The organism is Aeromonas sp. R2-4 (genome assembly GCF_040908365.1).
GTDB classification, from domain to species: domain Bacteria; phylum Pseudomonadota; class Gammaproteobacteria; order Enterobacterales; family Aeromonadaceae; genus Aeromonas; species Aeromonas veronii.
Window position 1 is genome coordinate 19,012 of record NZ_JBFODO010000040.1, and the last position, 22,433, is coordinate 41,444.

Annotated in this window: 23 protein-coding genes and 3 tRNA genes; 18 read left to right on the forward strand and 8 right to left on the reverse strand. The window is 57.9% G+C overall.

Annotated features, from left to right (window positions below):
* The first annotated feature begins 53 nt into the window (after positions 1 to 53).
* Positions 54 to 1,244 carry an amino acid aminotransferase gene (locus AB5Z05_RS15580; protein WP_368152127.1) on the forward strand — a complete coding sequence of 397 codons (1,191 nt, stop codon included), beginning with the start codon at positions 54 to 56 and terminating at the stop codon, positions 1,242 to 1,244.
* A gap of 106 nt (positions 1,245 to 1,350) precedes the next feature.
* On the opposite strand, the gene AB5Z05_RS15585 is transcribed toward AB5Z05_RS15580, so the two are convergent.
* Together AB5Z05_RS15585 and AB5Z05_RS15590 are read right to left on the reverse strand one after the other, a co-directional pair.
* A complete protein-coding gene (locus AB5Z05_RS15585) occupies positions 1,351 to 1,854 on the reverse strand; it encodes a DUF2062 domain-containing protein (protein ID WP_042081972.1) in 504 nt (167 codons plus the stop codon).
* Positions 1,848 to 2,366 (reverse strand): DUF2062 domain-containing protein, encoded by a 519-nt coding sequence (locus AB5Z05_RS15590; RefSeq protein ID WP_005347037.1) that lies wholly within the window; start codon positions 2,364 to 2,366, stop codon positions 1,848 to 1,850. Before AB5Z05_RS15590 ends, AB5Z05_RS15585 begins: the two co-directional genes overlap by 7 nt.
* A gap of 27 nt (positions 2,367 to 2,393) precedes the next feature.
* On the opposite strand from AB5Z05_RS15590, the gene AB5Z05_RS15595 reads away from it, so the two are divergent.
* The 17 genes from AB5Z05_RS15595 (at position 2,394) to AB5Z05_RS15675 (ending at position 18,308) form a co-directional block, all read left to right on the forward strand.
* The gene (locus AB5Z05_RS15595; RefSeq protein WP_368152129.1) at positions 2,394 to 4,595 is read left to right on the forward strand and encodes a DNA internalization-related competence protein ComEC/Rec2; all 2,202 of its coding nucleotides are present in this window, start codon (positions 2,394 to 2,396) and stop codon (positions 4,593 to 4,595) included.
* A 104-nt stretch (positions 4,596 to 4,699) separates the two neighbouring features.
* Positions 4,700 to 6,463 carry a lipid A ABC transporter ATP-binding protein/permease MsbA gene (gene msbA / locus AB5Z05_RS15600; RefSeq protein WP_368152131.1) on the forward strand — a complete coding sequence of 588 codons (1,764 nt, stop codon included), beginning with the start codon at positions 4,700 to 4,702 and terminating at the stop codon, positions 6,461 to 6,463.
* Positions 6,463 to 7,464, forward strand: a complete 1,002-nt coding sequence (gene lpxK / locus AB5Z05_RS15605; protein ID WP_368152132.1) for a tetraacyldisaccharide 4'-kinase — start codon at positions 6,463 to 6,465, stop codon at positions 7,462 to 7,464. Before msbA ends, lpxK begins: the two co-directional genes overlap by 1 nt.
* Before the next feature lie 121 nt (positions 7,465 to 7,585).
* On the forward strand, positions 7,586 to 7,774 hold the full coding sequence (locus AB5Z05_RS15610; protein ID WP_005347033.1) for a Trm112 family protein: 189 nt from the start codon (positions 7,586 to 7,588) through the stop codon (positions 7,772 to 7,774).
* A complete protein-coding gene (kdsB, locus tag AB5Z05_RS15615) occupies positions 7,771 to 8,520 on the forward strand; it encodes a 3-deoxy-manno-octulosonate cytidylyltransferase (RefSeq protein ID WP_368152134.1) in 750 nt (249 codons plus the stop codon). The genes AB5Z05_RS15610 and kdsB overlap by 4 nt, the downstream gene beginning before the upstream one ends.
* Positions 8,521 to 8,732: 212 nt before the next feature.
* A complete protein-coding gene (gene uvrY, locus AB5Z05_RS15620; protein ID WP_005337448.1) occupies positions 8,733 to 9,377 on the forward strand; it encodes a UvrY/SirA/GacA family response regulator transcription factor in 645 nt (214 codons plus the stop codon).
* Between the two features lie 127 nt (positions 9,378 to 9,504).
* On the forward strand, positions 9,505 to 11,358 hold the full coding sequence (gene uvrC / locus AB5Z05_RS15625; protein WP_368152135.1) for an excinuclease ABC subunit UvrC: 1,854 nt from the start codon (positions 9,505 to 9,507) through the stop codon (positions 11,356 to 11,358).
* Between the two features lie 199 nt (positions 11,359 to 11,557).
* Complete coding sequence (pgsA, locus tag AB5Z05_RS15630) at positions 11,558 to 12,112, forward strand: CDP-diacylglycerol--glycerol-3-phosphate 3-phosphatidyltransferase (RefSeq protein ID WP_031227442.1); 555 nt, start codon at positions 11,558 to 11,560, stop codon at positions 12,110 to 12,112.
* Positions 12,113 to 12,293: 181 nt separating this feature from the next.
* Positions 12,294 to 12,369: transfer RNA gene (locus tag AB5Z05_RS15635), tRNA-Gly, on the forward strand.
* A gap of 36 nt (positions 12,370 to 12,405) precedes the next feature.
* Positions 12,406 to 12,479 (forward strand) — tRNA-Cys (locus AB5Z05_RS15640).
* A 41-nt stretch (positions 12,480 to 12,520) separates the two neighbouring features.
* Positions 12,521 to 12,607: transfer RNA gene (locus tag AB5Z05_RS15645), tRNA-Leu, on the forward strand.
* Between the two features lie 261 nt (positions 12,608 to 12,868).
* Positions 12,869 to 14,077 carry a tyrosine-type recombinase/integrase gene (locus tag AB5Z05_RS15650; RefSeq protein ID WP_157160504.1) on the forward strand — a complete coding sequence of 403 codons (1,209 nt, stop codon included), beginning with the start codon at positions 12,869 to 12,871 and terminating at the stop codon, positions 14,075 to 14,077.
* A 243-nt stretch (positions 14,078 to 14,320) separates the two neighbouring features.
* On the forward strand, positions 14,321 to 14,530 hold the full coding sequence (locus tag AB5Z05_RS15655) for an AlpA family transcriptional regulator (protein ID WP_016351246.1): 210 nt from the start codon (positions 14,321 to 14,323) through the stop codon (positions 14,528 to 14,530).
* Between the two features lie 10 nt (positions 14,531 to 14,540).
* The gene (locus AB5Z05_RS15660) at positions 14,541 to 14,954 is read left to right on the forward strand and encodes a hypothetical protein (protein WP_143245319.1); all 414 of its coding nucleotides are present in this window, start codon (positions 14,541 to 14,543) and stop codon (positions 14,952 to 14,954) included.
* Positions 14,955 to 14,968: 14 nt separating this feature from the next.
* Positions 14,969 to 15,508, forward strand: coding sequence for an ash family protein (locus tag AB5Z05_RS15665; protein WP_368152137.1), 540 nt, complete (start codon positions 14,969 to 14,971; stop codon positions 15,506 to 15,508).
* A gap of 151 nt (positions 15,509 to 15,659) precedes the next feature.
* Entirely contained in the window at positions 15,660 to 15,920 is a 261-nt protein-coding gene (locus AB5Z05_RS15670; RefSeq protein ID WP_042056284.1) for a hypothetical protein, read from the forward strand.
* A 123-nt stretch (positions 15,921 to 16,043) separates the two neighbouring features.
* Positions 16,044 to 18,308, forward strand: a complete 2,265-nt coding sequence (locus AB5Z05_RS15675; RefSeq protein ID WP_368152138.1) for a DUF927 domain-containing protein — start codon at positions 16,044 to 16,046, stop codon at positions 18,306 to 18,308.
* A gap of 520 nt (positions 18,309 to 18,828) precedes the next feature.
* On the opposite strand, the gene AB5Z05_RS15680 is transcribed toward AB5Z05_RS15675, so the two are convergent.
* The 6 genes from AB5Z05_RS15680 to cutD are packed head-to-tail and all read right to left on the reverse strand — an operon-like array spanning position 18,829 to position 22,388.
* Entirely contained in the window at positions 18,829 to 19,158 is a 330-nt protein-coding gene (locus tag AB5Z05_RS15680; protein WP_069526656.1) for a multidrug efflux SMR transporter, read from the reverse strand.
* A gap of 42 nt (positions 19,159 to 19,200) precedes the next feature.
* Positions 19,201 to 19,587 (reverse strand): multidrug efflux SMR transporter, encoded by a 387-nt coding sequence (locus AB5Z05_RS15685; RefSeq protein WP_069526655.1) that lies wholly within the window; start codon positions 19,585 to 19,587, stop codon positions 19,201 to 19,203.
* Between the two features lie 19 nt (positions 19,588 to 19,606).
* Entirely contained in the window at positions 19,607 to 20,308 is a 702-nt protein-coding gene (locus tag AB5Z05_RS15690; protein WP_267511246.1) for a hypothetical protein, read from the reverse strand.
* An 11-nt stretch (positions 20,309 to 20,319) separates the two neighbouring features.
* Entirely contained in the window at positions 20,320 to 20,940 is a 621-nt protein-coding gene (locus AB5Z05_RS15695) for a phosphate propanoyltransferase (protein ID WP_069526653.1), read from the reverse strand.
* Positions 20,937 to 21,389: a BMC domain-containing protein gene (locus tag AB5Z05_RS15700; protein ID WP_368152139.1), complete on the reverse strand. Its 453-nt coding sequence runs from the start codon at positions 21,387 to 21,389 to the stop codon at positions 20,937 to 20,939. The genes AB5Z05_RS15695 and AB5Z05_RS15700 overlap by 4 nt, the downstream gene beginning before the upstream one ends.
* A gap of 12 nt (positions 21,390 to 21,401) precedes the next feature.
* Complete coding sequence (cutD, locus tag AB5Z05_RS15705) at positions 21,402 to 22,388, reverse strand: choline TMA-lyase-activating enzyme (RefSeq protein WP_368152140.1); 987 nt, start codon at positions 22,386 to 22,388, stop codon at positions 21,402 to 21,404.
* Between the last annotated feature and the right edge of the window lie 45 nt (positions 22,389 to 22,433).

Sequence of the window (22,433 nt, forward strand, 5' to 3'; positions counted from 1 at the left end):
GTTTATCAAGCCGCTTTGCCACCCAACGAACTCAACGGAATACAGGGAATACCATGTTTGAAAAGGTTGTTGCCGCCCCAGCGGATCCGATCCTGGGCCTGACCGAAGCCTTCCGCGCTGACTCTCGCAGCCACAAGATCAATCTGGGCGTAGGGATCTACAAGGACGAGTCCGGTGCCACCCCCATTCTTCACTGCGTCAAGAAAGCCGAGCAGAAGCTGCTGACCGACGAGAAGACCAAGAACTACCTCGGTATTGAAGGCAATATCGAATATGGCCGCATCGTGCAGCAACTGCTGTTCGGGCAGCATTCTGCGCTGGTTGCCAGTGGCCGCGCCAAGACCGCGCAAGCGCCGGGCGGCACCGGCGCCCTGCGTATCGCGGCCGAATTTGTGGTGCGCAACGGTCTGGCCAAGACCATCTGGATCTCCGATCCCACCTGGGCCAACCACGTCAGCGTGTTCCAGGCCGCCGGTCTGACCGTCAAGTGGTACAAGTACTACGACGCCGCCACCAAGGGGCTCGACTTTGCTGCCATGCAGGCCTCGCTGGCCGAAGTGCAGCCGGGTGAGCTGGTGCTGCTGCACGGCTGCTGCCACAACCCGACCGGTATCGATCCCACTAGCGATCAGTGGCGCGCGCTGGCCAAGCAGAGTGCTGCCGCCGGCTGGTTGCCGCTGTTTGACTTCGCCTATCAGGGTTTTGCCCGTGGTATTGAAGAGGATGCCGAAGGCCTGCGCATCTTCGCCGAGTGCCATGACGAGCTGCTGGTGGCGAGCTCTTTCTCCAAGAACTTCGGCCTCTACAACGAGCGGGTCGGCGCCTTCACGCTGGTGAGCGCGACCAAAGAGATCGCCGATGTGGCCTTCACTCAGGTCAAGACAGTGATCCGTGCCAACTACTCCAACCCGCCGTCACACGGTGCCGCTGTGGTCACCGCCGTGGTGAGCGATCCGGCTCTCTATGCCGAGTGGGTCGAAGAAGTGGCCGCTATGCGGGTGCGTATTCGCGAGATGCGCGAACTGCTGGTAGAGAAGTTGGCTGCCCTCGGCGTGAGCCAGGATTTCAGCTTTATCCGCGAGCAGAACGGCATGTTCTCCTTCTCCGGCCTCACCAAGGATCAGGTGGAGCGCCTCAAGAGCGAATTTGCCATCTACATCGTCGGCTCCGGCCGGATCAGCGTAGCCGGTATTACCCGCGCCAATATCGTTCCTCTGTGCGAGGCGATCGCCAAGGTGCTGTAATCGCATCACCTTGCGCTCTGGTTCTATGCCATGAAAAAGCCCGTCACCTTGGTGACGGGCTTTTTTGATCGCCAACGGCTGATCGCCAAACAAGGGTAAGGGCGGCTCAGTGGTGGCGGGCACCTTGCCACAGCTTGCGCAGTTGCAACAGCAGCGCGGTCAGGGCGCCGCCGCTCAGGGCGGTGAGTACCGCCAGCAGCAGGCTGCCGAGCAGGAAGGGAGGCACCAGAGTGGCAGCCTCCTGCTCCAGCCAGTGGAGGGTCCAGCTGAGGTGGAAGGGCTCCGGCGTCTGGTGCAGCACCAGACAGCCGGTGCGATAGGCGTAGAGATACATGAACGGCAGGGTCAGCGGATTGTTGAACCAGACCGCCAGCAGCGCCAGTGGCAGGTTGAGGCTGAATGCCAGCGCCAGACCGACTGCGATGAGCGAATGCATCGGGATGGGGAACCAGCAGGCGAAGATCCCGGCTGCTACCGCGCCGCTCAGGGCGCGTGTTCCCCCTTGCCAGAGGGCTGGGGCAAGCAGTCGCTCACCAAACAGGGCAAACCACTTCTGCTGGCGCAGGGTATCGGGATCGAGCTTGAAGCGGGCAAACCAGCGACTCAGCATGGGCGGGCCATCTTGCGTTTTTGCCACTGGCGCACCGTGCTGATCCGCCAGAAGGTGCGGATCAGGGTGTAGCCGATAAGGGAACTGAGCAGGGCCAGGATCAGCGAGCCCAGCAACAGCGGTGGTGCCACTGTGCCCAGTACCGAGACCAGCCACTCCCAGGTGAATTCAATCTCTATCTGCTGCGCGGAATGTCCCATGAGCTGGCAACCCACCAGATAGGCGCCATAGAGCAGGGGCGGCATGGTAAAGGGGTTGGAGAGCCAGACCAGCGCCACCGAGAGTGGCAGATTGACCCGGCACAGGATGGCGCCACCGGCGGCCAACAGCATCTGGCAGGGGAGCGGCACCCAGGCCATGAAGAGGCCCACCGCAAATGCCCCGGCGGCCGAGCGGCGGTTGAGGTGCCAGAGGTTGGCATCGAGCAGCAGTTTGCCGAACAGCCGCAGGTGCTTGTGTTCTTTCAGGGTTTGCTGATCGGGCATCCAGCGTTTAATGAGTCGTTTGGGCATATTGAAACCTTGCTAAATACTTGCTCCATGGATCTGCGTCTGTTGTCGTTTGCCCTGGGGGCAAGCTCCTCACTGCTCTGGCCATGGTTACCTTCACTTGCATGGGGGGGCCTGTTGCTGTCCCTGCTGATCCCCCTTGCATATTGCCGTACCTGGCGGTGGCTGTTTCTCCTGCTCGGCATCCTCTGGATGCAGGCCAATCTTGCCTATCGGCTGGCCTGGTTGGAGCGGTTGGGCGATCAGACGAGCCACATGATAACCGCAGAGCTGCAAAGTGCAGAGCCCGAGGGGGATAAATTTGTCCGGCTGCTGCTGCGGGTGAGCACCCTCGACGAGCAACCGGTGACACCTGAGCCCCTGATCCGGGTCAATGCCTATCAGGCATTACCCGCTATGACGGTAGGCAGCCGGATCACCCTGGTGACCTCGTTGAAACCGGCTCACGGTCTTGCCAACGAGGCGGGGCTGGATGGGCGGCGTCTGCTGCTGGGCAAGGGGATCACCGCCACCGGCAATCTGCGTCGGGTGATCGACATTCAACAAGCACCTGTGGGGTGGCGCGAACGCTGGTTGGGCGCGGCGACCGAGAGTTGGCGTCCGCTTGACCATGCTCCCTTGCTGGCTGCGCTCACTTTTGGCGAGCAGAGCGGCATCACGGATGCCCAGTGGGAGCTGTTTCGTGGCAGTGGTTTGACCCATATCATCGCCATTTCAGGGCAACACATCGCGCTGGTGGCAGTGCTCGGGTGGTGGTTGGGCAGGTTGTTTGGTCTGCGCGGCGCCATCATCACCTCCCTGCTGTTTGCCGCCGTCTACAGCGCGTTGGCAGGGTTTGCGGTAGCCACCGAGCGGGCCCTGATCATGGTGCTGGTGTGGAGTGTGTTGCGCTGGAGTCGGCGAGAGTGGCCGGCCTGGCGCATCTGGCTGTGGGCCTTTGTTGTGCTGACCCTCTGGGATCCCTTCGCACTCTATTCGGCCGGCTTCTGGCTCTCGTTTCTGGCGGTGGCCATCTTGCTGCTGGTGGGATATCTCCACGACAAGCCGGGACTGTGGCAGATCCAGCTCTGGCTGCTGCTCGGTCTACTGCCGCTGCAGCTGGCGTTGTTCGAGGGGATAGCGCCCCTTGCCATGGTGATCAACCTGTTGGCGGTGCCGCTCTTTTGTATCGCTATCATTCCGCTGGCCCTGATCGGTGTGCTGCTTGCGCCGCTCTTCACCTCGCTCGCCTACGGTCTGTTCTGGCTGGCGGATCTGGGGCTCGGGTGGGTGCTGACGATCCTGAACTGGCTAGCCGATCAACTGCAACTGTGGTGGCCACTGCCCGGCTGGTGGCTGCCGCTTTGCACCCTGCTGTTGCTGATCTGGTTCGCCGCAAAGTGGCGCCCGGCACGCTGGCTGTTGCTACCGGGTCTGTGTGCGCTGTTGTTGGCGCTCTGGCCAACACCTGCCCGCTGGCAACTGCGGGTGCTGGATGTGGGGCAGGGGCTGGCGGTGCTGATCAGCAAGGGGGAGCGTGCCATCCTCTATGACACCGGCGATCGTTATCCCGGAGGCTACAACATGGCGGACGCGGTGATCCTGCCCCAGCTGAGCCATCTGGGGATCCGGGTCATCGATCGCCTCATCATCAGTCATAAGGATCGGGACCATGCCGGCAATCGCAAGCGACTGCTCAGCGCCATGCCGGTGCGTCACGAGCTTTCCTCTTACCCCTTCAGTGGGGGAACAACGCTCTGCCAGCGTGGGCAACAGTGGCGCTGGCAGGGGCTCTCGTTTGCAGTGCTCTGGCCCGAGCGCCCCGGTGGCGGGCGCAATAACGATGGCTGCGTGGTGCGTATCAGCGATGGGCAGCGCAGCGTGCTGCTCAGTGCCGATATCGAGCGGCAGGCCGAGCAGCGGCTGGTGGCGCTGGAGGGGGAGGGGTTGGCCAGCACCTTGCTGGTGAGCCCCCATCATGGCAGTCGCACCTCCTCCACGCCCCCGTTTGTTGCGGCGGTAGCGGCAAAGGAGGTGATCCACAGTGCCGGTTTTATGAATCAGTGGGGCTTTCCCCGTCCCGATGTGGTGGCCCGCTATCGGGATGCCCGCCAGTGGATCACCGGTCAGCAAGGGGCGATGCTGGTCGAACCCACCGCAGCGGGCTTGAGCGTCACTGCCGAGCGAGATGTGGGGCCCTGGTACCGACGCAGTGGCGAGTGGTGGCGACCGCGAGTCTGGTTTGAGCAATAATCGGCCATTTCTGCCGTGTAGGAATGCGATATAGGTGGCGGCGCTTGGTGTAAGCCTGCGCTTTGGCTAGAATAGCCCGTCATTTCCATTACTAACGGCTATTCATGCAACAAGAAACCTCACAAGAGAGCTGGCCAGTATTCAAACGCCTGCTCGGTTATGTCCGTGATCGCAAGCTGGGCCTGGTCGGTGGCATCATCGGGATGCTGGGCTACGCCGCCGTGGATACCACCTTTGTCTACTCCATCAAGCCGTTGATCGATCAGGGCATCAATGGCAACGACAGCACCGTTTTGAAATGGATGCCCTTCTTCGTACTCGGCATCGTGGCCCTGCGCGGTGTCGCCAACTTTCTCTCCAACTACTGCATGGCCTGGGTCGGCAACCACGTCGTGATGCGTCTGCAACAGCAGGTGTTCAATCACATGGTGGCGATGCCGATGAGCTTCTTCGACCGTCAGAACACCGGTCATCTGCTCTCCAAGGTGACCTATGACGCCAGTCAGGTCTCCTCGGCGGCGAGCACCACGCTAGTGACCCTGGTGCGGGAAGGGGCGACCGTGGTCGGTCTGCTCGGCCTGATGTTCTGGCACTCCTGGCAGCTGTCGGTGATTTTCCTGGTGGTTGGCCCGCTGGTAGGTGTCATCATCGGACTTATCAGCCGTCGTTTCCGCCAGATCAGCCGTCACATTCAGCAGGCGGTGGGGGATATCACCACATCCACCGAGCAGATGCTCAAAGGGCACAAAGAGGTGCTGATGTTTGGTGGCCAGAAGGTGGAAGAGAAACGCTTCTTCCAGGTCAGCAACAATATGCGCCAGCAGACCATGAAGATGGTCGCCGCCGATGCCATCGGCAGTCCAGTGGTGCAGATGGTGGCCTCCATCGCGCTGGCGGCCTTCCTCTACGTCGCGACCATTGACAGCGTCAAATCAACCCTGACTGCCGGTACGTTTACCGTCATGATCACCTCCATGATGATGCTGCTCAAGCCGCTGAAAAGCCTGACCGACGTCAACAACCAGTTCCAGCGCGCCATCACCGCCTGCCACAGCCTGTTTGGCCTGCTCGACACCGAGCCGGAGCAGGATACCGGCACCCGTACTCTGGAGCGTGCCCGCGGCAAGATCGAGTTTCGCAACGTCACCTTCACCTACCCGACCAAGGACACCCCGGCGCTGCACAACGTCAGCTTCAAGGTGGAGGCGGGTAAATCGGTGGCGCTGGTGGGCCGTTCCGGTTCTGGCAAGAGTACCATTGCCAGCCTGTTGACCCGTTTCTACGACATCGATCAGGGCGAGATCCTGCTGGACGGCATCAACATCCGCGAATACAAGTTGAGCGAGCTGCGCAAGCAGTACGCGCTGGTCTCCCAGCATGTCCACCTGTTCAATGACTCGGTGGCCAACAACATCGCCTACGCCGCAGAAGACAAATACAGCCGCGACCAGATCGTGCAGGCCGCCCGTATCGCTCACGCCGACGAGTTTGTCAGCAAGATGAGCAACGGGTATGACACTGTGGTTGGCGAAAACGGTGCATCCCTCTCCGGTGGTCAGCGCCAGCGTGTGGCCATCGCCCGCGCTCTGTTGCGCGATGCGCCGGTTCTGCTGCTGGATGAGGCCACCTCGGCCCTCGATACCGAGTCCGAGCGCCACATTCAGGCGGCTATCGACGAGCTTTGCAAGGCCCGTACCTCGCTGGTGATTGCTCACCGTCTCTCCACCATCGAGAAGGCGGACGAGATCCTGGTGATCGACGAAGGGCACATCGTCGAGCGCGGTAACCACGCAGCACTGATGGAGCAGCGCGGCACCTATGCCCAACTGCGCGCCATTCAGTTTGGCAACGCGGGAAGCAAGGCCTGATGCTGGAACGGCTCTGGTATCGCAAAAGTGGCTGGCGCTGGTTGCTGGCCCCCTTTGCCCTGCTGTTCGCCGTTATCAGCGGCAGCCGCCGCTACGCCTATCGTCACGGCTGGCGCAGGGGGTATCGCGCCTCCTTGCCGGTGATCGTGGTGGGCAATATTTCGGTGGGGGGCAACGGCAAGACGCCGGTGGTGGTCTGGCTGGTGGAGCAGTTGCAAGCCCGCGGCTATCGCCCAGGGGTGGTGAGCCGTGGTTATGGTGGCAAGGCGCCCCATTACCCCTATCGGCTGGATGAGACCAGCACTACGGCGCAGGCCGGAGATGAGCCGGTGCTGATTGCCCGGCGCTGCGGCTGCCCGGTGGTGGTTGCCCCGAAACGGGCCGACGCGGTACGACTGCTGGAGCAGAGCGGTGAGGTGGATATCATCATCACCGACGATGGTCTGCAGCACTATGCGCTGGCCCGCGACATCGAGCTGGTGGTGGTGGACGGAGCGCGCCGTTTCGGCAACGCCTGCCTGCTGCCGATGGGGCCGCTGCGCGAGCCGGTCACTCGTCTCAAACGGGTGGACGCCATCATCTGCAACGGCGGCGAGCCGGGCAAGGGGGAGTACCCCATGCAACTGGTTGCCGACACCCCGCGCCGGGTGCGCGACGATGCCCCGCTGGCCGCCCCCTTGTCGGGGCCGGTTGATGCGCTTGCGGGGATTGGTCATCCGCCCCGCTTCTTTGCCACCCTGGAAGGGCTCGGCTATCAGCTGGATCAGCAGGCCGCCTACGGCGATCATCACCCCTTCGATCGGGATGAGCTGGTGGGGCGCTTTGCCAGCAAGCCGCTGCTGATGACCGAGAAGGATGCGGTCAAGTGCCGCCCGTTTGCCCTCGATAACTGGTGGTATCTGCCGGTCAGCGCCGAGTTGCCCGCCTCCTTGCTCGATACCTTGTTGCACAAGCTGAACACGAGTGGAAAGGCGCAAGGCGTAACCAAGGCACAAGATTAATCTCTCTCGCCTCGGCGGGGGAGCAGGGGGGGAATATGCCCCGCATGGAATAGCTGGTTGCTCGACATCCATCGCTGGCGTGATGAAGCCGCCAGCGCGACATCGTTGAAGGAGTATCGTTTTGGCTTTGGACATCAAGTTGCTCGACATCATCGCCTGCCCGGTCTGCAAGGGTAAGTTGCACTACAACAAAGCAGTTCATGAACTGGTCTGCCGCTTCGACAAGCTGGCCTATCCGCTGGAGGAGGGGATCCCGGTACTACTGGAGAACCGTGCCCGTCCGCTCAACAGCGATGAGCTGCCGTCATGAGTTTCGTCGTCGTCATTCCTGCCCGCTATGCGTCAACCCGGCTGCCGGGCAAGCCGCTGGCGGATATTCATGGCAAGCCCATGGTGCAGCACGTGGTGGAAAAAGCCCTGCAATCAGGTGCCGATCGAGTGATCGTCGCCACTGACGATGCCCGGGTACAGCAGGCACTGCTGAGCACCGGCGTCGAGGTGTGCATGACCTCACCGGATCACCAGTCCGGCACCGAGCGTCTGGCCGAGGTGTGCCGTCACTACGGCTTTGCCGCCGATACCATCATCGTCAATGTGCAGGGGGATGAGCCGCTCATTCCGCCCGCCATCATTCGTCAGGTAGCGGATAATCTGGCCGCCGCCACGGCGCCGATGGCGACCCTGTCGGTGCCGATCAAGGATGCCGAAGAGGCGTTCAATCCGAACGCAGTGAAAGTGGTGACTGACAAGGATGGCTACGCCCTCTACTTCAGTCGCGCCAGCATTCCCTGGGATCGGGATCGCTTTGCCAAGAGCCACGAGCAGATTGGCGATCATTACCAGCGTCATATCGGCATCTATGCCTACCGCGCCGGCTTTATCCTGCGTTATGTGGACTGGGCACCGAGCGTGCTGGAGCAGGTCGAGGCACTGGAGCAACTGCGGGTGCTCTGGTATGGGGAGAAGATCCACGTCGCCCAGGCCCTTGAAGCGCCGCCGGTCGGGGTGGATACCCAGGCCGATCTGGAGAAGGTGCTGGCCTTTTTGGCCAAGTGATGGCTACAGCACTAACGTCATGAAGAACGGTGTCGCAAGACACCGTTTTTTGTTTTGAATTTTTATATAATTATTTGATTTTAAACGCTAAACATGGGTTTTCTCAAACTTTTGGCGTGCATGGTTTGCCAAAGCGACGAGTTTGGTTATGATGCAAGACGCCCTGTTAACCCTAACCGGGCGGCTAAAACGAGATAAAACGGGGTGTTTGGGTGATAAATGTATTCCTGGTCGATGATCATGAGCTGGTGCGTACAGGGATAAGACGCATTCTTGAAGATGTGCGCGGGATCAAGGTGGTGGGTGAGGCACAGAGCGGCGAGACAGCAGTTACGTTCTGTCGCCAACACCATCCGGACGTGATCCTGATGGACATGAACATGCCGGGTATTGGTGGTCTGGAAGCGACCCGCAAAATTCTGCGGATCCGCCCCGATGTGCGCATCATAGTGCTGACAATTCATTCAGAAAATCCGTTCCCCACCAAGGTGATGCAGGCCGGCGCCGCCGGTTACCTGACCAAGGGGGCTGCCCCTGACGAGATGATCCAGGCGATCCGGCTGGTGCACTCCGGTCAGCGCTACATCTCCCCGGAGATTGCCCAGCAGATGGCCCTCAGCCAATTTGCCTCCGCTGACGAGAATCCCTTCAAGTCCCTCTCCGAGCGCGAGCTGCAGATCATGATGATGATCACCAAGGGGCAGAAGGTGACCGATATCTCCGAGCAGCTCAACCTGAGCCCGAAGACGGTCAACAGCTACCGCTATCGTCTGTTCAGCAAGCTGGGGATCAACGGTGACGTGGAACTGACCCATCTGGCCATTCGCTATGGCATGCTGGATGCCGATACCCTCTAATCGGGTGGCGTGTGGTCACAAAGGCGGCGCGTGCCGCCTTTTTGCTTTTCTGCCCTTTTGCTTTTCAGGCGGCGGGGGCAGTATGCTCTGCCCGTCAATTTTTGCCTTTGTGTGAGCCGAGTAGCTGATGACCTTCTCTCCCGAACCTCTCTTCGACAGCAAGGCGTTTCTGAGCGCCGTCACCCATCAAAGTGGCGTCTACCGCATGTATGACAGCGGTGGCACCGTGATCTACGTGGGCAAGGCCAAGGATCTGAAAAAGCGGCTCGCCTCCTACTTTCGCACCAACGTCGACAGCATCAAGACCCGCACCCTGGTGCGCCAGATCGCCGATATCCAGGTCACCGTCACTCACACCGAGACCGAGGCGCTGATCCTCGAGCACAACCTGATCAAGCAGTACCAACCCCGTTACAACGTGCTGCTGCGAGACGACAAATCCTACCCCTGGATCATCATCACCGCGCACCAGCATCCACGCATCGGCGTGCATCGCGGTGCCCGCAAGATCAAAGGAGAGTACTTCGGCCCGTACCCCTCTGGCGGCGCGGTGCGCGAGAGTTTGCATCTGATGCAGAAGATTTTTCCGGTGCGCCAGTGCGAGGATGCGGTCTATGTCAACCGCACCCGTCCCTGCCTGCTCTATCAGCTCAAGCGCTGCGCCGGTCCTTGCGTGCCCGGGTTGGTGAGCGAAGCCGAATATGCCCAGCAGGTGGAGCTGGCCAAGTTATTTTTGGCGGGCAAGAACCAGCAGGTGATTGGCGAGCTGGTGGGCAAGATGGAGTCCGCCAGCGGCGATCTGCGCTTTGAAGAGGCGGCCCGCTATCGTGATCAGATCCTGGCGCTGCGCCGGGTTACCGAACAGCAGTCGGTGAGCGGCAACGTGCTGGACGAGCTGGATGTGGTGGGGGTCGCCTTCGAGCAAGGCGCAGCCTGCATCCACGTGCTCTTTATCCGTCAGGGCAAGGTGCTCGGATCGCGCAGCTACTTCCCGAAAGTGCCTGCTGACACCCCGCTCGATGAGGTGGTGCAATCCTTCTTGCTGCAGTTCTATCTGTCGGGGCAGGGGGGGCGGCAGATCCCGAGCGAGGTGCTGCTCGATGTGGCCCTTGAGGACGAGAGCGTCATCGCCGAGACTCTGAGCCAGACCGCAGGCTACAAGGTGCGGGTGGTGAGCCGTACCCGCGCCGAACGGGCCCGCTTTATCAAGCTCGCCTCCATCAACGCAGAGACGGCACTGCGATCACGGCTGGCTCACAAGAGCACCATGACTGCTCGCTACGACCAGCTGGAAGAGCTGCTGGAGCTGGAGCGCCCAATCGCCCGCATGGAGTGTTTCGATATCTCCCACACCATGGGGGAGCGCACGGTGGCCTCTTGCGTGGTGTTCAACCGGGAGGGGCCGCTCTCATCGGAATATCGTCGTTTCAATATCGACGGCATCACCGGCGGTGATGACTACGCGGCGATGGAGCAGGCGCTGGAGCGCCGCTTTGGCAAGCAGCAGGAGCCCGATAAGGTGCCGGACGTGCTGTTTATCGACGGTGGCCTCGGCCAGTTGCGTCGCGCCGAGGAGATCCTGGCCCGTCAGCTGGAGTTTCTCGGCGGTAAATATCCGCTGCTGGTGGGGATTGCCAAGGGGGTCACCCGCAAGGCGGGGTTGGAAACTCTCATCATGGGGGAGAGTCACGAAGAGTTGCATTTGCCGGCAGATATGCCCGCTTTGCACCTTATTCAGCATATTCGCGATGAATCCCACCGTTTTGCCATTACCGGCCACCGGGCCAGACGGGCCAAGGCCCGCACCAGCAGCAGTCTGGAGGATATTCCGGGGGTGGGGCCAAAGCGGCGGCAGGCGCTGCTCAAATATCTGGGCGGCCTGCAGGAGGTCAAAAAGGCGAGCGTGGATGAACTGGCCAAGGTACCCGGCATCAGTCAGGAGCTGGCCCAGACCATCCACGATGGCTTGCACAGCGCCTGAGCAGGGTTAGCAGCATGGCAAAATCGCTAACTCCTTGATGCACAAGAGCCGTGACGCGGGGGGGCCGTAAATGCCATAATGGCCCTCGCATTTTGAGAAGATTGATGGATTAAAAAGACCAAGACGGGCGCCAGTGCGGTTGCATCGCAAATCGGCTTTGGCGCACTATGTAGCGACGTACAAGAAGTGGCTGAAAATAATGACAAACATACCTAACCTGTTGACGTTTTTCCGGATTTTGCTCATTCCCGTCTTCGTCATCCTGTTCTATCTGCCTTATCAATGGTCCTATCTGGCTGCTGCCATCATCTTTATTCTGGCCGCTGCCACCGACTGGTTTGATGGCTATCTGGCCCGCAAGCTCAATCAGTCCACCGCCTTTGGCGCCTTCCTTGACCCGGTTGCCGACAAGATCATGGTTGCCGCCGCACTGGTGGTTATCGTCGAGCACTACAACACCATCTGGGTGACCATCCCCGCCATGACCATGATTGGCCGCGAGATCATCATCTCCGCTCTGCGTGAGTGGATGGCCGAGCTCGGCAAACGCTCCTCGGTGGCGGTCAGCTGGATTGGCAAGTGGAAGACCATGATCCAGATGGTGTCGCTCACCGGCCTTATCTGGCAATACAACGTCTGGATGGTGTGGCTCGCCTATGTGATGCTCTATGTCGCTACCGTGCTCACCTTCTGGTCGATGTTCCAGTACATGAAGGCAGCCTGGGGCGATTTGACCCACCACGCCAACCTGTGAGTCACTTGCGCCGCAAGGTGAGGTTTCCACTGATTTGAGGCAGGAAACGGCCAAAGGCGCTAAAACTGTTCAAAAAGGGCAAAAAATGCCCGAACGATCAGGTAATTAAATATTTCTGGTTGACTGGGCGAGGAACATCGCTAGAATGCGTCCTCGTAGTCAGGCAGTCTGCCAGACCAATGCGGGAATAGCTCAGTTGGTAGAGCACGACCTTGCCAAGGTCGGGGTCGCGAGTTCGAGTCTCGTTTCCCGCTCCAAATTCAGACAAATAGAGAGCCAACTCTCTTTTGCATGGCGCGTTAGCAAAGCGGTTATGCAGCGGATTGCAAATCCGTTTAGTCCGGTTCGACTCCGGAACGTGCCTCCATATTGACAAGCCCGCCACGCGAGCTTGATACCGATTGCGGTGCCCGAGTGGTGAAATCGGTAGACACAAGGGATTTAAAATCCCTCGACGTTCGCGTCGTGCCGGTTCGATTCCGGCCTCGGGCACCAAACTATAGTTTCATACAGTCTCAAGACATACCATAAACCCGCATAGCTAAAGGCTTTGCGGGTTTTTTGTTGTCTCTCGTCGTATCATAAGGCCTCATGACATCCCCCCGAGTTTGGGGGTACTTTTGGGGGTACATGTTCCCACTGGGATAAAAAGTACCCCCACATGCCCGCAATCCCGCGCCATTCCTGGCCTGTGAGGTGGAGGCTTATACCCCCAGCGTCTGTCATGTACCCCCAATTGAATCGGGAGATACCCCCATGCCGCTATCTGATACCGCAGCTCGACAAGCCAAGTTCACTGGTAAGCAGCAGAAGCTGTCTGATGAAAAGGGACTCTTTTTACTTATAACTTCATCGGGGAAGTACTGGCGCCTCAAGTTCCGCTTTGGTGGAAAGGAGAAGGTCCTGGCGCTAGGCGTCTATCCAGAGGTTTCCTTGAAAGAAGCAAGGGTTAAGAGAGAGGAAGCACGGAGGCTGCTGGCTGATGGCATCGATCCAAGTCTTGCCCGAAAGCAGAGCAAGGTGGCCAGCCGGCTTGCCAGTGAGAACAGCTTTGAGGTCATTGCCAGGGAGTGGCACCAGAGTCAGCTAGCTCGCTGGAGTCCAATTCATGCCCAGCGGGTTATAGAGTCTTTGGAAGCTGATGCTTTTCCTGATCTTGGGCTAGTTCCGGTAGCAGAACTAACAGCGCCGATCATGTTGGATGCTCTGCGCAAGATAGAGGCTAGGGGAGCGACTGAAACTGCTGGGCGGGTGCTGCAACGGATCAGTTCCGTCATGCGTTACGCCATCCAGACTGGGCGGGTCAGCTACAACCCAGCCCAAGACCTGAAAGGAGCGCTAAGGGCTACCAAGCAAGAACACCGTCCAGCACTTCCACGTGCTGACTTACCGGAGTTTTACCGGCGCTTGGCTGCTGAGCCACTGAATCCTGCAACTCGTCTAGCTATCCATCTATTGATGTTGACGATGACTCGCCCTGGTGAGGTGCGCTTTGCTCGCTGGGATGAGTTCGACATGGCGCGAGCAGAATGGCGGATCCCTGCTGAACGTATGAAGATGCGGGTACCTCATATCGTACCTCTTTCCCGTCAGGCTCTTGCTGTGCTTGAGGAGCTACGTCAGATATCAGGACATTGTGAGCTGTTGTTCCCGAGTGAACGGAAGTTGACCAATCCCATCAGCGAAAACACCCTGAGTTATGCTATGGGACGAATGGGTTACAAAGGAATTGCCACGCCACACGGTTTTAGGGCCTTGGCATCCACCATCCTCAATGAGGAGGGCTTTGACCCTGATGTGATCGAACGCCAGCTTGCCCATGCTGAGCGTAACAAGGTTCGGGCGGCCTATCACCGGGCTGAGTACCTTGATGATCGCCGCAAGCTTTTGCAGTGGCTGGCTGATTTCTACGAGTCACAACAGGGCAGCAATGTTCGTCCTGTGAACTTCAATCGAGTAGGGTAGGTAGCAGGAGGATGTGACACGTTACGCGACTGCTTGACTCGTTATCACACCAACGTTAGGATTTCCCCATAATGGCCCATTCTTTAGAGATTGGGCCTTTTTCATATCCAAACCCGGCCATCGTGCCGGGTTTTTGCATTGGAGGAGACGAAACCAAAACTTACCCCCATTCATTATCGATAACTGTTTAGCCCCCTTAAGCCCGACCACTGTGTCGGGCTTTTTCATTTCAGGAGAGCACACATGAAAATTCCAGAAACAGGATTTATTCGAGAGGCACAACTGGTAACGACGGCCAGCAAGGTAGGTCCATTGCCGTTCAGCAAGTCCACGTTGTGGAGGATGGTTGGTGAAGGAAAATTCCCTAAGCCAATCAAGCTGGGTGCGCGAGTCACTGCCTGGCGCTGTGAAGATGTTCATGAGTGGATCAATGCTCAAGGCAAAGCTGCCTAAGGAGGGGAAGATGCAAAAAGAAAAAGGCCGCATCATGAATGGTACGACCCAGCTTGAACAGGGTCAGCATATCACCAAGTACGAATTGGTTGCTCTCCACCTGCTGGAGCAGGGGGCTCAGGGGGTCAATGCCTTGTCTGGCCTGGCTGGACTCCATGATCTCAACTTGCGCAATAGCATTGGCCTGCTCCGTCGAAACCACGGGATAGACATCACCGATGCGTTTTTCGAACACCAGCACTGCGGCGGCGGGACCACCCGCTTCAAGCGCTATTGGCTAGCCGACCGAGAGCAAGCCTATAAGCTGGTGGCCCTGGTCAACCATTGGCGATACCAGAGGCAAGCAACCCCTTTGGACGATGACTACGCAGCCATTCTGTGTGCTCGTACACCAGTGTCCAACCCCCTCCCTCCTGCAGCTTAATTCCGAGGTATGCCATGAAAAAACAATATGGGCTCACTGCCCAGGACGAAGCTTTGCTCAAATCCCAAGAGGTGGGCTTGTTCCTCAATGTTCAACGGGGTACGATTCGCCCTGCAACGGCAAAATCCGTTGCCGAGATTGGCGTCTCGGGAATTAATATGGAGCCGACCCACGCTCTTGCGTGGTTTTTTGTCGGTACTCGACCCTCATCTCTTGGGGCTGCTTTGCTATATGCGCTTGGCAGCTTCAGCTGTGTTATGGCGGTTCGGGCGAGGGCCTCGCAAGAGGCGCTGGGTTCCATATTGACCAGTTACGCCAACCTTGTCCGGGCTGCCACCATACTTAGATTGGCGTCTTCTGGTGGTAGAGAAAATCTGACCAATATGGAGGCTGCCACTATGGCTACTGTCCCCACCCAGGCTTTATCTAGCCGACTCAGATCCCTGATTGCTCATCCGTGTCACTCGGCCGCACTTTGGCGCCTTTGCACTCCCCCTCCCTGTTGCATAACCACCTACCGGGTTACCCCACCTGATGGGGGGCTCATCGTATGAACCTCATTTATCCACCCCCTCTTTACGCCTTGCTCGACCAGTTTGAGGCGCTGCTAGAACAAACCGACCTCAGCATTCAGGAGCGAACACAGTTTCGGTTTCTGCTTGATGCCTTGCGTAGCGAGGCTGCTATCTGCCAACGGAGGTTGTCATGACTTACTTCGCATGGGCCAATGGCACGAATCCACCGACCTTTATTGGTCCACCTAACCCCAGAACAGGGAAGCGTACACAGCGGGGCACCCTGAGTGCTTTCCTTTGCCGAAATGACCGTGATCGTTTTATTGCCCAGACCCAGGGTGCTGCGGTGGCTATCACCGCGAAGGAGGCTCGAGAGCTGAAAGCCGGTTTGGATGAGCGGGCGTTCAAGGAGCTGGTTACCGTTTTGCTGGGAGGGACATGCCATGAGTAAGCGACTGCTCAACACTCTAAATCGCCGCATGTGGTGCGAATTATCACGTAATCCACTTCGCCCCGCGGTACTACGAGAACTCTTCAAGCGGCTGACCAAGGAGAGCAAGCGGAGGGAGATGCAATGACAACGGTATTCCAAAGAACTGTTGGTTCCGGGGATCGTAGTAGTCCTCCATCCCGGGCCGGTGCCTTCCTCAAGTTTGCAGACCTGGATGACCTGCAGGTTGTCGTGATCCACACCGGTGAACAAGCCAGCAGGGATGCTGGCATCAGGGCGACCCTACAGCGTGCTCATAATGACGCGATAGCAGCAGAGAACCCGATTGATCCGGAGCTCGAACCGGAGCAAGTGCTGTACGTGGGGCCGGCCCAACTAGACGAAGGGGGCAAGCTTTACAAAATGGCAGATCGTGATGCCACCAAGCGGGTCATCGTTCACCAGTATGGCAATCTGCACTCTAAGAAAGCCAAACGCCTGATCATGGCTCTACGTGAGCAAGCCCCGAGGGCTGAGATCTATCGTGGTTACCAAGGGCAGAATGCTGAGCATTGGCCGCTGGTGGATATCGTTGCTTTCGAACAGACATTGGAGGTGGCCTCAAACACCGATGAAGCGCCCTGGATGGTTAATGTAGCCCCACTTCATCTGGTGAAAGGTGAGTCAGAGGAGGGGCAAGCGTTACCGGCTGGATTTGAGGTGAGAGGCTCGCGCTTGTGCGCCCTGATGACCGTCGGTAGAGGGGAGGATGCCCGGCAAGAATGGCTCCCAATTGCCAGCCCTATCCACGTGTTGGCTGAGACCTCCGATGAGCAAGGCCGAGGCTATGGCCGCTTGCTCGAGTGGCGAGATAGTGCCGGGCGCGTGCGCCAGTGGGCCATGCCGGTGCGTTCCTTGGTCCCGCGCAATGGTGAAGAGGTGTTTGCCGCACTACTGGATGCGGGGCTGCCCTTTATCGAACTCAGCCATAAACGCAGGCTGGCGGCCTACCTGATGAGCTGCCAACCAAAGCGGCGTATCACCTGTGTCGAGCGCACAGGATGGCATGGTAAGGCTTATGTGCTGCCAGGGGGCGCTATTGGGCCGGATGCCGAGCGGGTCATTCTGCAGACTGCCGGTTACACCAGCAGCGACTTTACTGAGCACGGTACCCTGGCCGGCTGGCAACAGGGGGTCGCAGGGCTGGCCGTGGGCAACTCTCGGCGCTGCTTTGCGCTGTCCCTGGCCTTTGCGGCCCCTCTGCTCTCCTTGGTCGGCATGGAGGGCGGAGGCTTTCACCTCAAAGGGGAGAGTACCGACGGTAAAACCACCGTGATGAAGGCGGCTGCCAGTGTCTACGGTCACCCGGACCGCTATGCCCAAACCTGGCGGGCTACCGGTAACGCCATCGAGGGGATCGCCAGCCGGCGCAATGATGCCCTGCTCTGTCTGGATGAACTGGGCGAGCTAGACGGGCGGGAGGCTGGTCAGACTGCCTACATGCTGGCCAACGGCCAAGGCAAGGGCCGCAGTAAACAGGATGGCGAGCTGAGAGAGCGGAAAGCCTGGCGGTTGCTATTCCTCTCCACCGGTGAGCTGAGTCTTGAGGACCATGCCGCCAGTGCCGGGAAGAGTACCCAGGCCGGAATGGAGGTGCGGACAATCCAGCTCCCCAGTGATACCGGGCACCATGGCGCCTTTGAGTGGCTTCATGGCATGGATGGCGGCCGCAGTTTTGCCGACACCCTCAAAACCAATTCAGAAGAGCATCATGGCATCGCTTTTCGCATCTATGCGCAAGCCCTGACCCAGGCGATAGATGAACACAGTGAGCGGTTGAGGGCTGAGATTAAGCAATTGGCTGCCGAGCTGACACCCAAGGGGGCGGGTAATCAGGTAGGGCGAGCCATCAACCGGTTTGCGCTGGTAGCGGCGGCCGGGGAACTGGCCACCCGATTGGGGGTGACCGGCTGGCCAGAGGGAGAAGCCATCAGGGCGGTGAGGGTCTGCCTCAAGGCTTGGCTGGCAGAACGGGGGCACCTGGGAAATCAGGAGGACGCAGCCACCCTGATGCAGGTACGTGGTTTTGTCTTTGCTCATCAGTTCACTCGTTTTGCTGATTGGTTCGATGCCAACCACCGGCCAGCCAATATGGTGGGCTACCGTAAGGTGGAGTCGGATTGTGTGAGCTTCTTTGTGCTGCCCCAAGGCTGGCTTGAGATCACCAAAGGGAGAGACCCCAAACGAGCGGCCATCTTGTGCCTTGAGGCTGGCTATCTTCTCACTGGCAAAGACAAGAAGCGGTTACAGCGACAGGTCAGATTGCCGGGGATGGGGAAGGGGATGAGGGTGTATGTGCTGGGAGAGAGAGTATTGGGTGATGAAGGAGATGGCTTAGAGGATGATTAACCCCAGTTAGCAGGAGCCAAGGGCCACCGAGTGTGGCCCTTTCCATTTCGGCCTCGTGCGCGCGCGTGAAAGAACAAGCAAAAATGGTGGCTACAGTGGCTACACCACAACAAAAAACCGCTGTGTGCCTTATGTATCAAGGGATAGAGGTGTAGCCACTGGGTATATTTTTAGTGGCTACACGATGGCTACAGTGGCTACACGACAGTGCCTGCGTGGATGGTTTAGAGGGGGAGAGTTATGCAGTAGTTTTAGTCATCTATCTTTGCACTTAGAAAGTTAGAAATTTTCCATTTTTTCTGCATCGGTAAGCTATTTAAATTGTCACAGCACTTATGTTGCACATATGACACTTGGTCCAAAATAGAATTTTATTTAGGTGCTGCATGAATGTTTTTAGATGAACGAGTATGTAGCTGGTGATGTATGTTGTTTAACCTGCTTCTTTGTCAAGATAATACCTGGTGGTTTTTAAAACAACGGGAGCCTTTACCGATATTGGTGAAGGCTCCCGTACAATTTACATCGCAGAGAATACATTCATAATCACACCGCCTGAAATGATCAAAATCATAGCTGCTATTGCGGGTAAATCAGGCTTCTGCTTATACAGAATCATAGAACAGATTGTAACGCCAACGATACCAAATCCACACCAAAGTGAATAGGCAACGCCTACGGGAATTGTACTCATTGCACGTGTCAGAGCAAAGTAACAAAGGCTGTAGGCACAAACGACTAATGCTGATGGAGCTAGCTTGCTAAATCCATTTGTTTTTTTAATCATTGAGGTGCCAGTTATTTCAGAGCCGATGGATAGTGCTAGCCATAAAAAACCTATGTTAAACATGGTGTATATTCCTTAATTTTAATTATCGGATTGTTAGCGTTGTTATTTTGAAGCTTCGCCTGATGAGGCGTCATCTTCTTCACTACCCATTTTTGAAAATACGTTCATTATAACTATGCCACTTGCAATAACTGCCATCCCGATAATGGCTGCGGTGTCTGGATGTTGGCCATAAAAAGCCATACCTAATGTAGATACGACTAAAATTCCGGTGCCAGACCAAGTAGCGTAGGCAAGTCCAACTGGAATATCTTTTACCGCACGAGAGAGTGAGTAGTAGCAGGTACAATAGAGTAGTACGAGCAAGCCGAGCAGTAGCATCTTAGTGACGCCCTCACTGCTACCGAACATTTTTAAGGTGGAGGTTGCCGATGTTTCGGACACAATCACCAACAGCATCCATAACCAACATTTTGCTTTTGAAGACATAACTTAAACTCCGGGGTTGTTATTTAAGGTAAGGTTCTCTTTCTTTTTTACTGTTTTTCAAAAAATCAATCGCTGCATCGGTTAGCTGTGCCGTGGGGGCACGGGCCAGCATCGGGTTCATCTCCACATCGCTGACGGTGAGATAGCGTCGTGGGGGGCTCGCCGTATTCACTGGTTTCAAGTCTGCAAAGTGGTCCGATGCCAATTTATCTAGCAGCTCATTCATGGTGCATAAGGTAACGCCAATCTCGTTCAGACCTGTTAGCGCAGCCTGCATATGCCCGGTATACGCCGTGTTCGTTTGCGCACCCAAAAGTTGATTTAGTTCACTCGTGGGATCGCAGTGATAGCGCAGTGCAAGTACCGGCAAGCCGCTCAGCAGGGCATCGTGCAGCCGCCGGGCCACGGGGCTTTGCAGCGAGCCGTTCAGCAGGTCCATCGCCAGCGGGTAGTCGAGAAAGGGCAGCACCAGCGCGCGATAGGGGGCGAGCGGTAGGGCCTGTTGCCAGACGTTGGCCGGCACTGTCTCCCCCAGCGGTTGCCACAGCGCGCCATCCTCGATCTCTTCTGCCAGTGCAAGCTGCAGGGGCTGCCCACAGCTGGCCAGACGGTTTCGAATGGCCTGCCGATAGCCCTGGGCCGCGGTCACCATCACCAGCAGTGGCGGCTGTAGGCGCCTGAGCATCTGTTCGACCAAGCGTTCAATCTGTTCGTCGGTCATGGGGATCTCCGTTAGCCGAGCAGCCTGACCTGCGCGCCGTTTTTCAGTCCGGCGGCGTTGGCTTCTTCGGTATCGATGTGAAATTCCAGGGCGAAATCCTCGCGCACCCGCACCACCACCTCATCGAAGGTCAACTGGCGCTCGCCGTCGCTGCGCACGCTCACCTTCTGGCCATTGGTCACGTTCAGCTGGCGGGCGTCTTGTGGCGAGAGGTGGATATGCCGCCAGGCGCAGATCACCTGGGATCGCAACTCCACGTGGCCGGCGGGGCCGATGAGCAGCGCGCTGCCGGTATTTTCCAGCTGGCCGGACTCACGGACTGGTGCCTTGATACCGAGGGTGAAGCAGTCGGCGCGGGAGATCTCCAGCTGTGAAACCGGCCGGGTCGGGCCGAGCACCCGCACCCGGGTTAGCGAGCCTTTGGGGCCGACCACGGTGACGCACTCTTCGGCGGCAAATTGGCCCGGTTGGCGCAGCGGTTTGAGCGGTGTCAAGGTGTAGCCCTTGCCGAACAAGGCTTCCACATCCTGCTGTGCCAGGTGAACGTGGCGATTCGAGATACCGACCGGGATCGCCGGGCTGACCAGGCTCAGGCGGGCGGCGATCTTTTGATGCAACTGGGGATCGATCATACTTTCTTCCCTTTTCTTGCCGCGGCCTGTCTGTCTTCCGCCTGATCCCCAGCAGGCTGGCTGGCCGGTGGAGTGGCCGGTTCGGTATCGGCACCGCTTGGCAGTGGCAGGGCTGGGGCTGCACCTGTTGCGGCCGTCAGCTCGGTGCTGGTGCTGGCCGGTGCGCGCGGCGGGTAGCCCTTGAGGTTGCTAAGCGCCGCTACTGCGCTTGGCTCTGGGCGTGCAATCACCAGTGAATGGACCTGCTGGTCGATAGTGGCAGCCACTGCTACACCACGCTCGATAGCGGTGTGGATGGCGCTGATCTCCCCTTGGAAGCAGACACTCACTAGCCCAGAACCCACCTTGCGATAGCCGATGCAGGTGACGCTTGCGGCTTTGCAGGCAGCGTCCACGGCCTGAATGGCGGCGATCAATCCTCGCGTTTCAATTACGCCCAAACTTTTCATCGTCGACTCCTGTTAGTGGCGGACCAAGCGAATATCGAAATCAAATTGTGCAAAGAAGGTCTCCAGCCGTTCTAATTCATCCGGCGTGTAAGACGGGTCTTGCGTAATCGGGTAGGGCATATCCAGCCGCTCATATTTCTTGCGTCCCAGCTGGTGGTACGGCAGCATGTCGATCCGTAGGATATTTCCCCGCTTTGCCAGTTTCTGTACATATTCGATAGCGCCGGTGATGGCATCCCATGAATCGTTATATCCACGTATAAGGGGCATGCGCACAATGACCTTAGCACCATAATCGACTAGCCATTCCAGATTGCGGCGAATACCTTCATTGCCGATACCCAGCATCGCTTTATGCTGCTCGCTGTTGATTTGCTTGATATCGAACAAAAAGGTATCGGTGACGGGCGCCAGCTGCTGGTAATTGGCCAGCGAGGTGGTGCCCTGGGTCTCTATTGCGGTATTGATCATCATCTTTTTACATTCGCGAAACAGCGCGACAGCAAAGTCAGTCTGCAGGCTCATTTCGCCACCACCGATAGTGACACCACCGCCAGAGGAGATGTAAAAGTCATAGTCCTGCATGATGATGTCCATCAGCTCGCTGACGGTGACATCCTTGCCAATAATGTCCAAGGCATGCTGGGTGCAAACTTCTTCACATTTACGACAGCCGATGCAATCCTTATTGCGATTAATGAAGTGTTTCATACTGCCGTTCTCTTCGGCTCGGTAATGGATTCCGGCCGGGCAGACATTTACGCAGTCACCACAGTTAATGCATTTATCATGCGAGAACATCACCTGAAATTGGCTGCTCAGCCCTTCAGGGTTAGCGCACCAAGGGCAGCGAAGGTTACAGCCCTTGAAAAAAATCAGCGTGCGAATGCCATCGCCGTCGTATATTGAATATTTTTGGATATTGAATATGCGGCCGGTTAATTCATTATTCACGTTCACGCTTGCCTCCTCTCCGTATGTGGCAGGCCGCGGTTGCATTATTTGCGACCTGCCATTACGGAGTACTTCCGGTTATTTTTACGA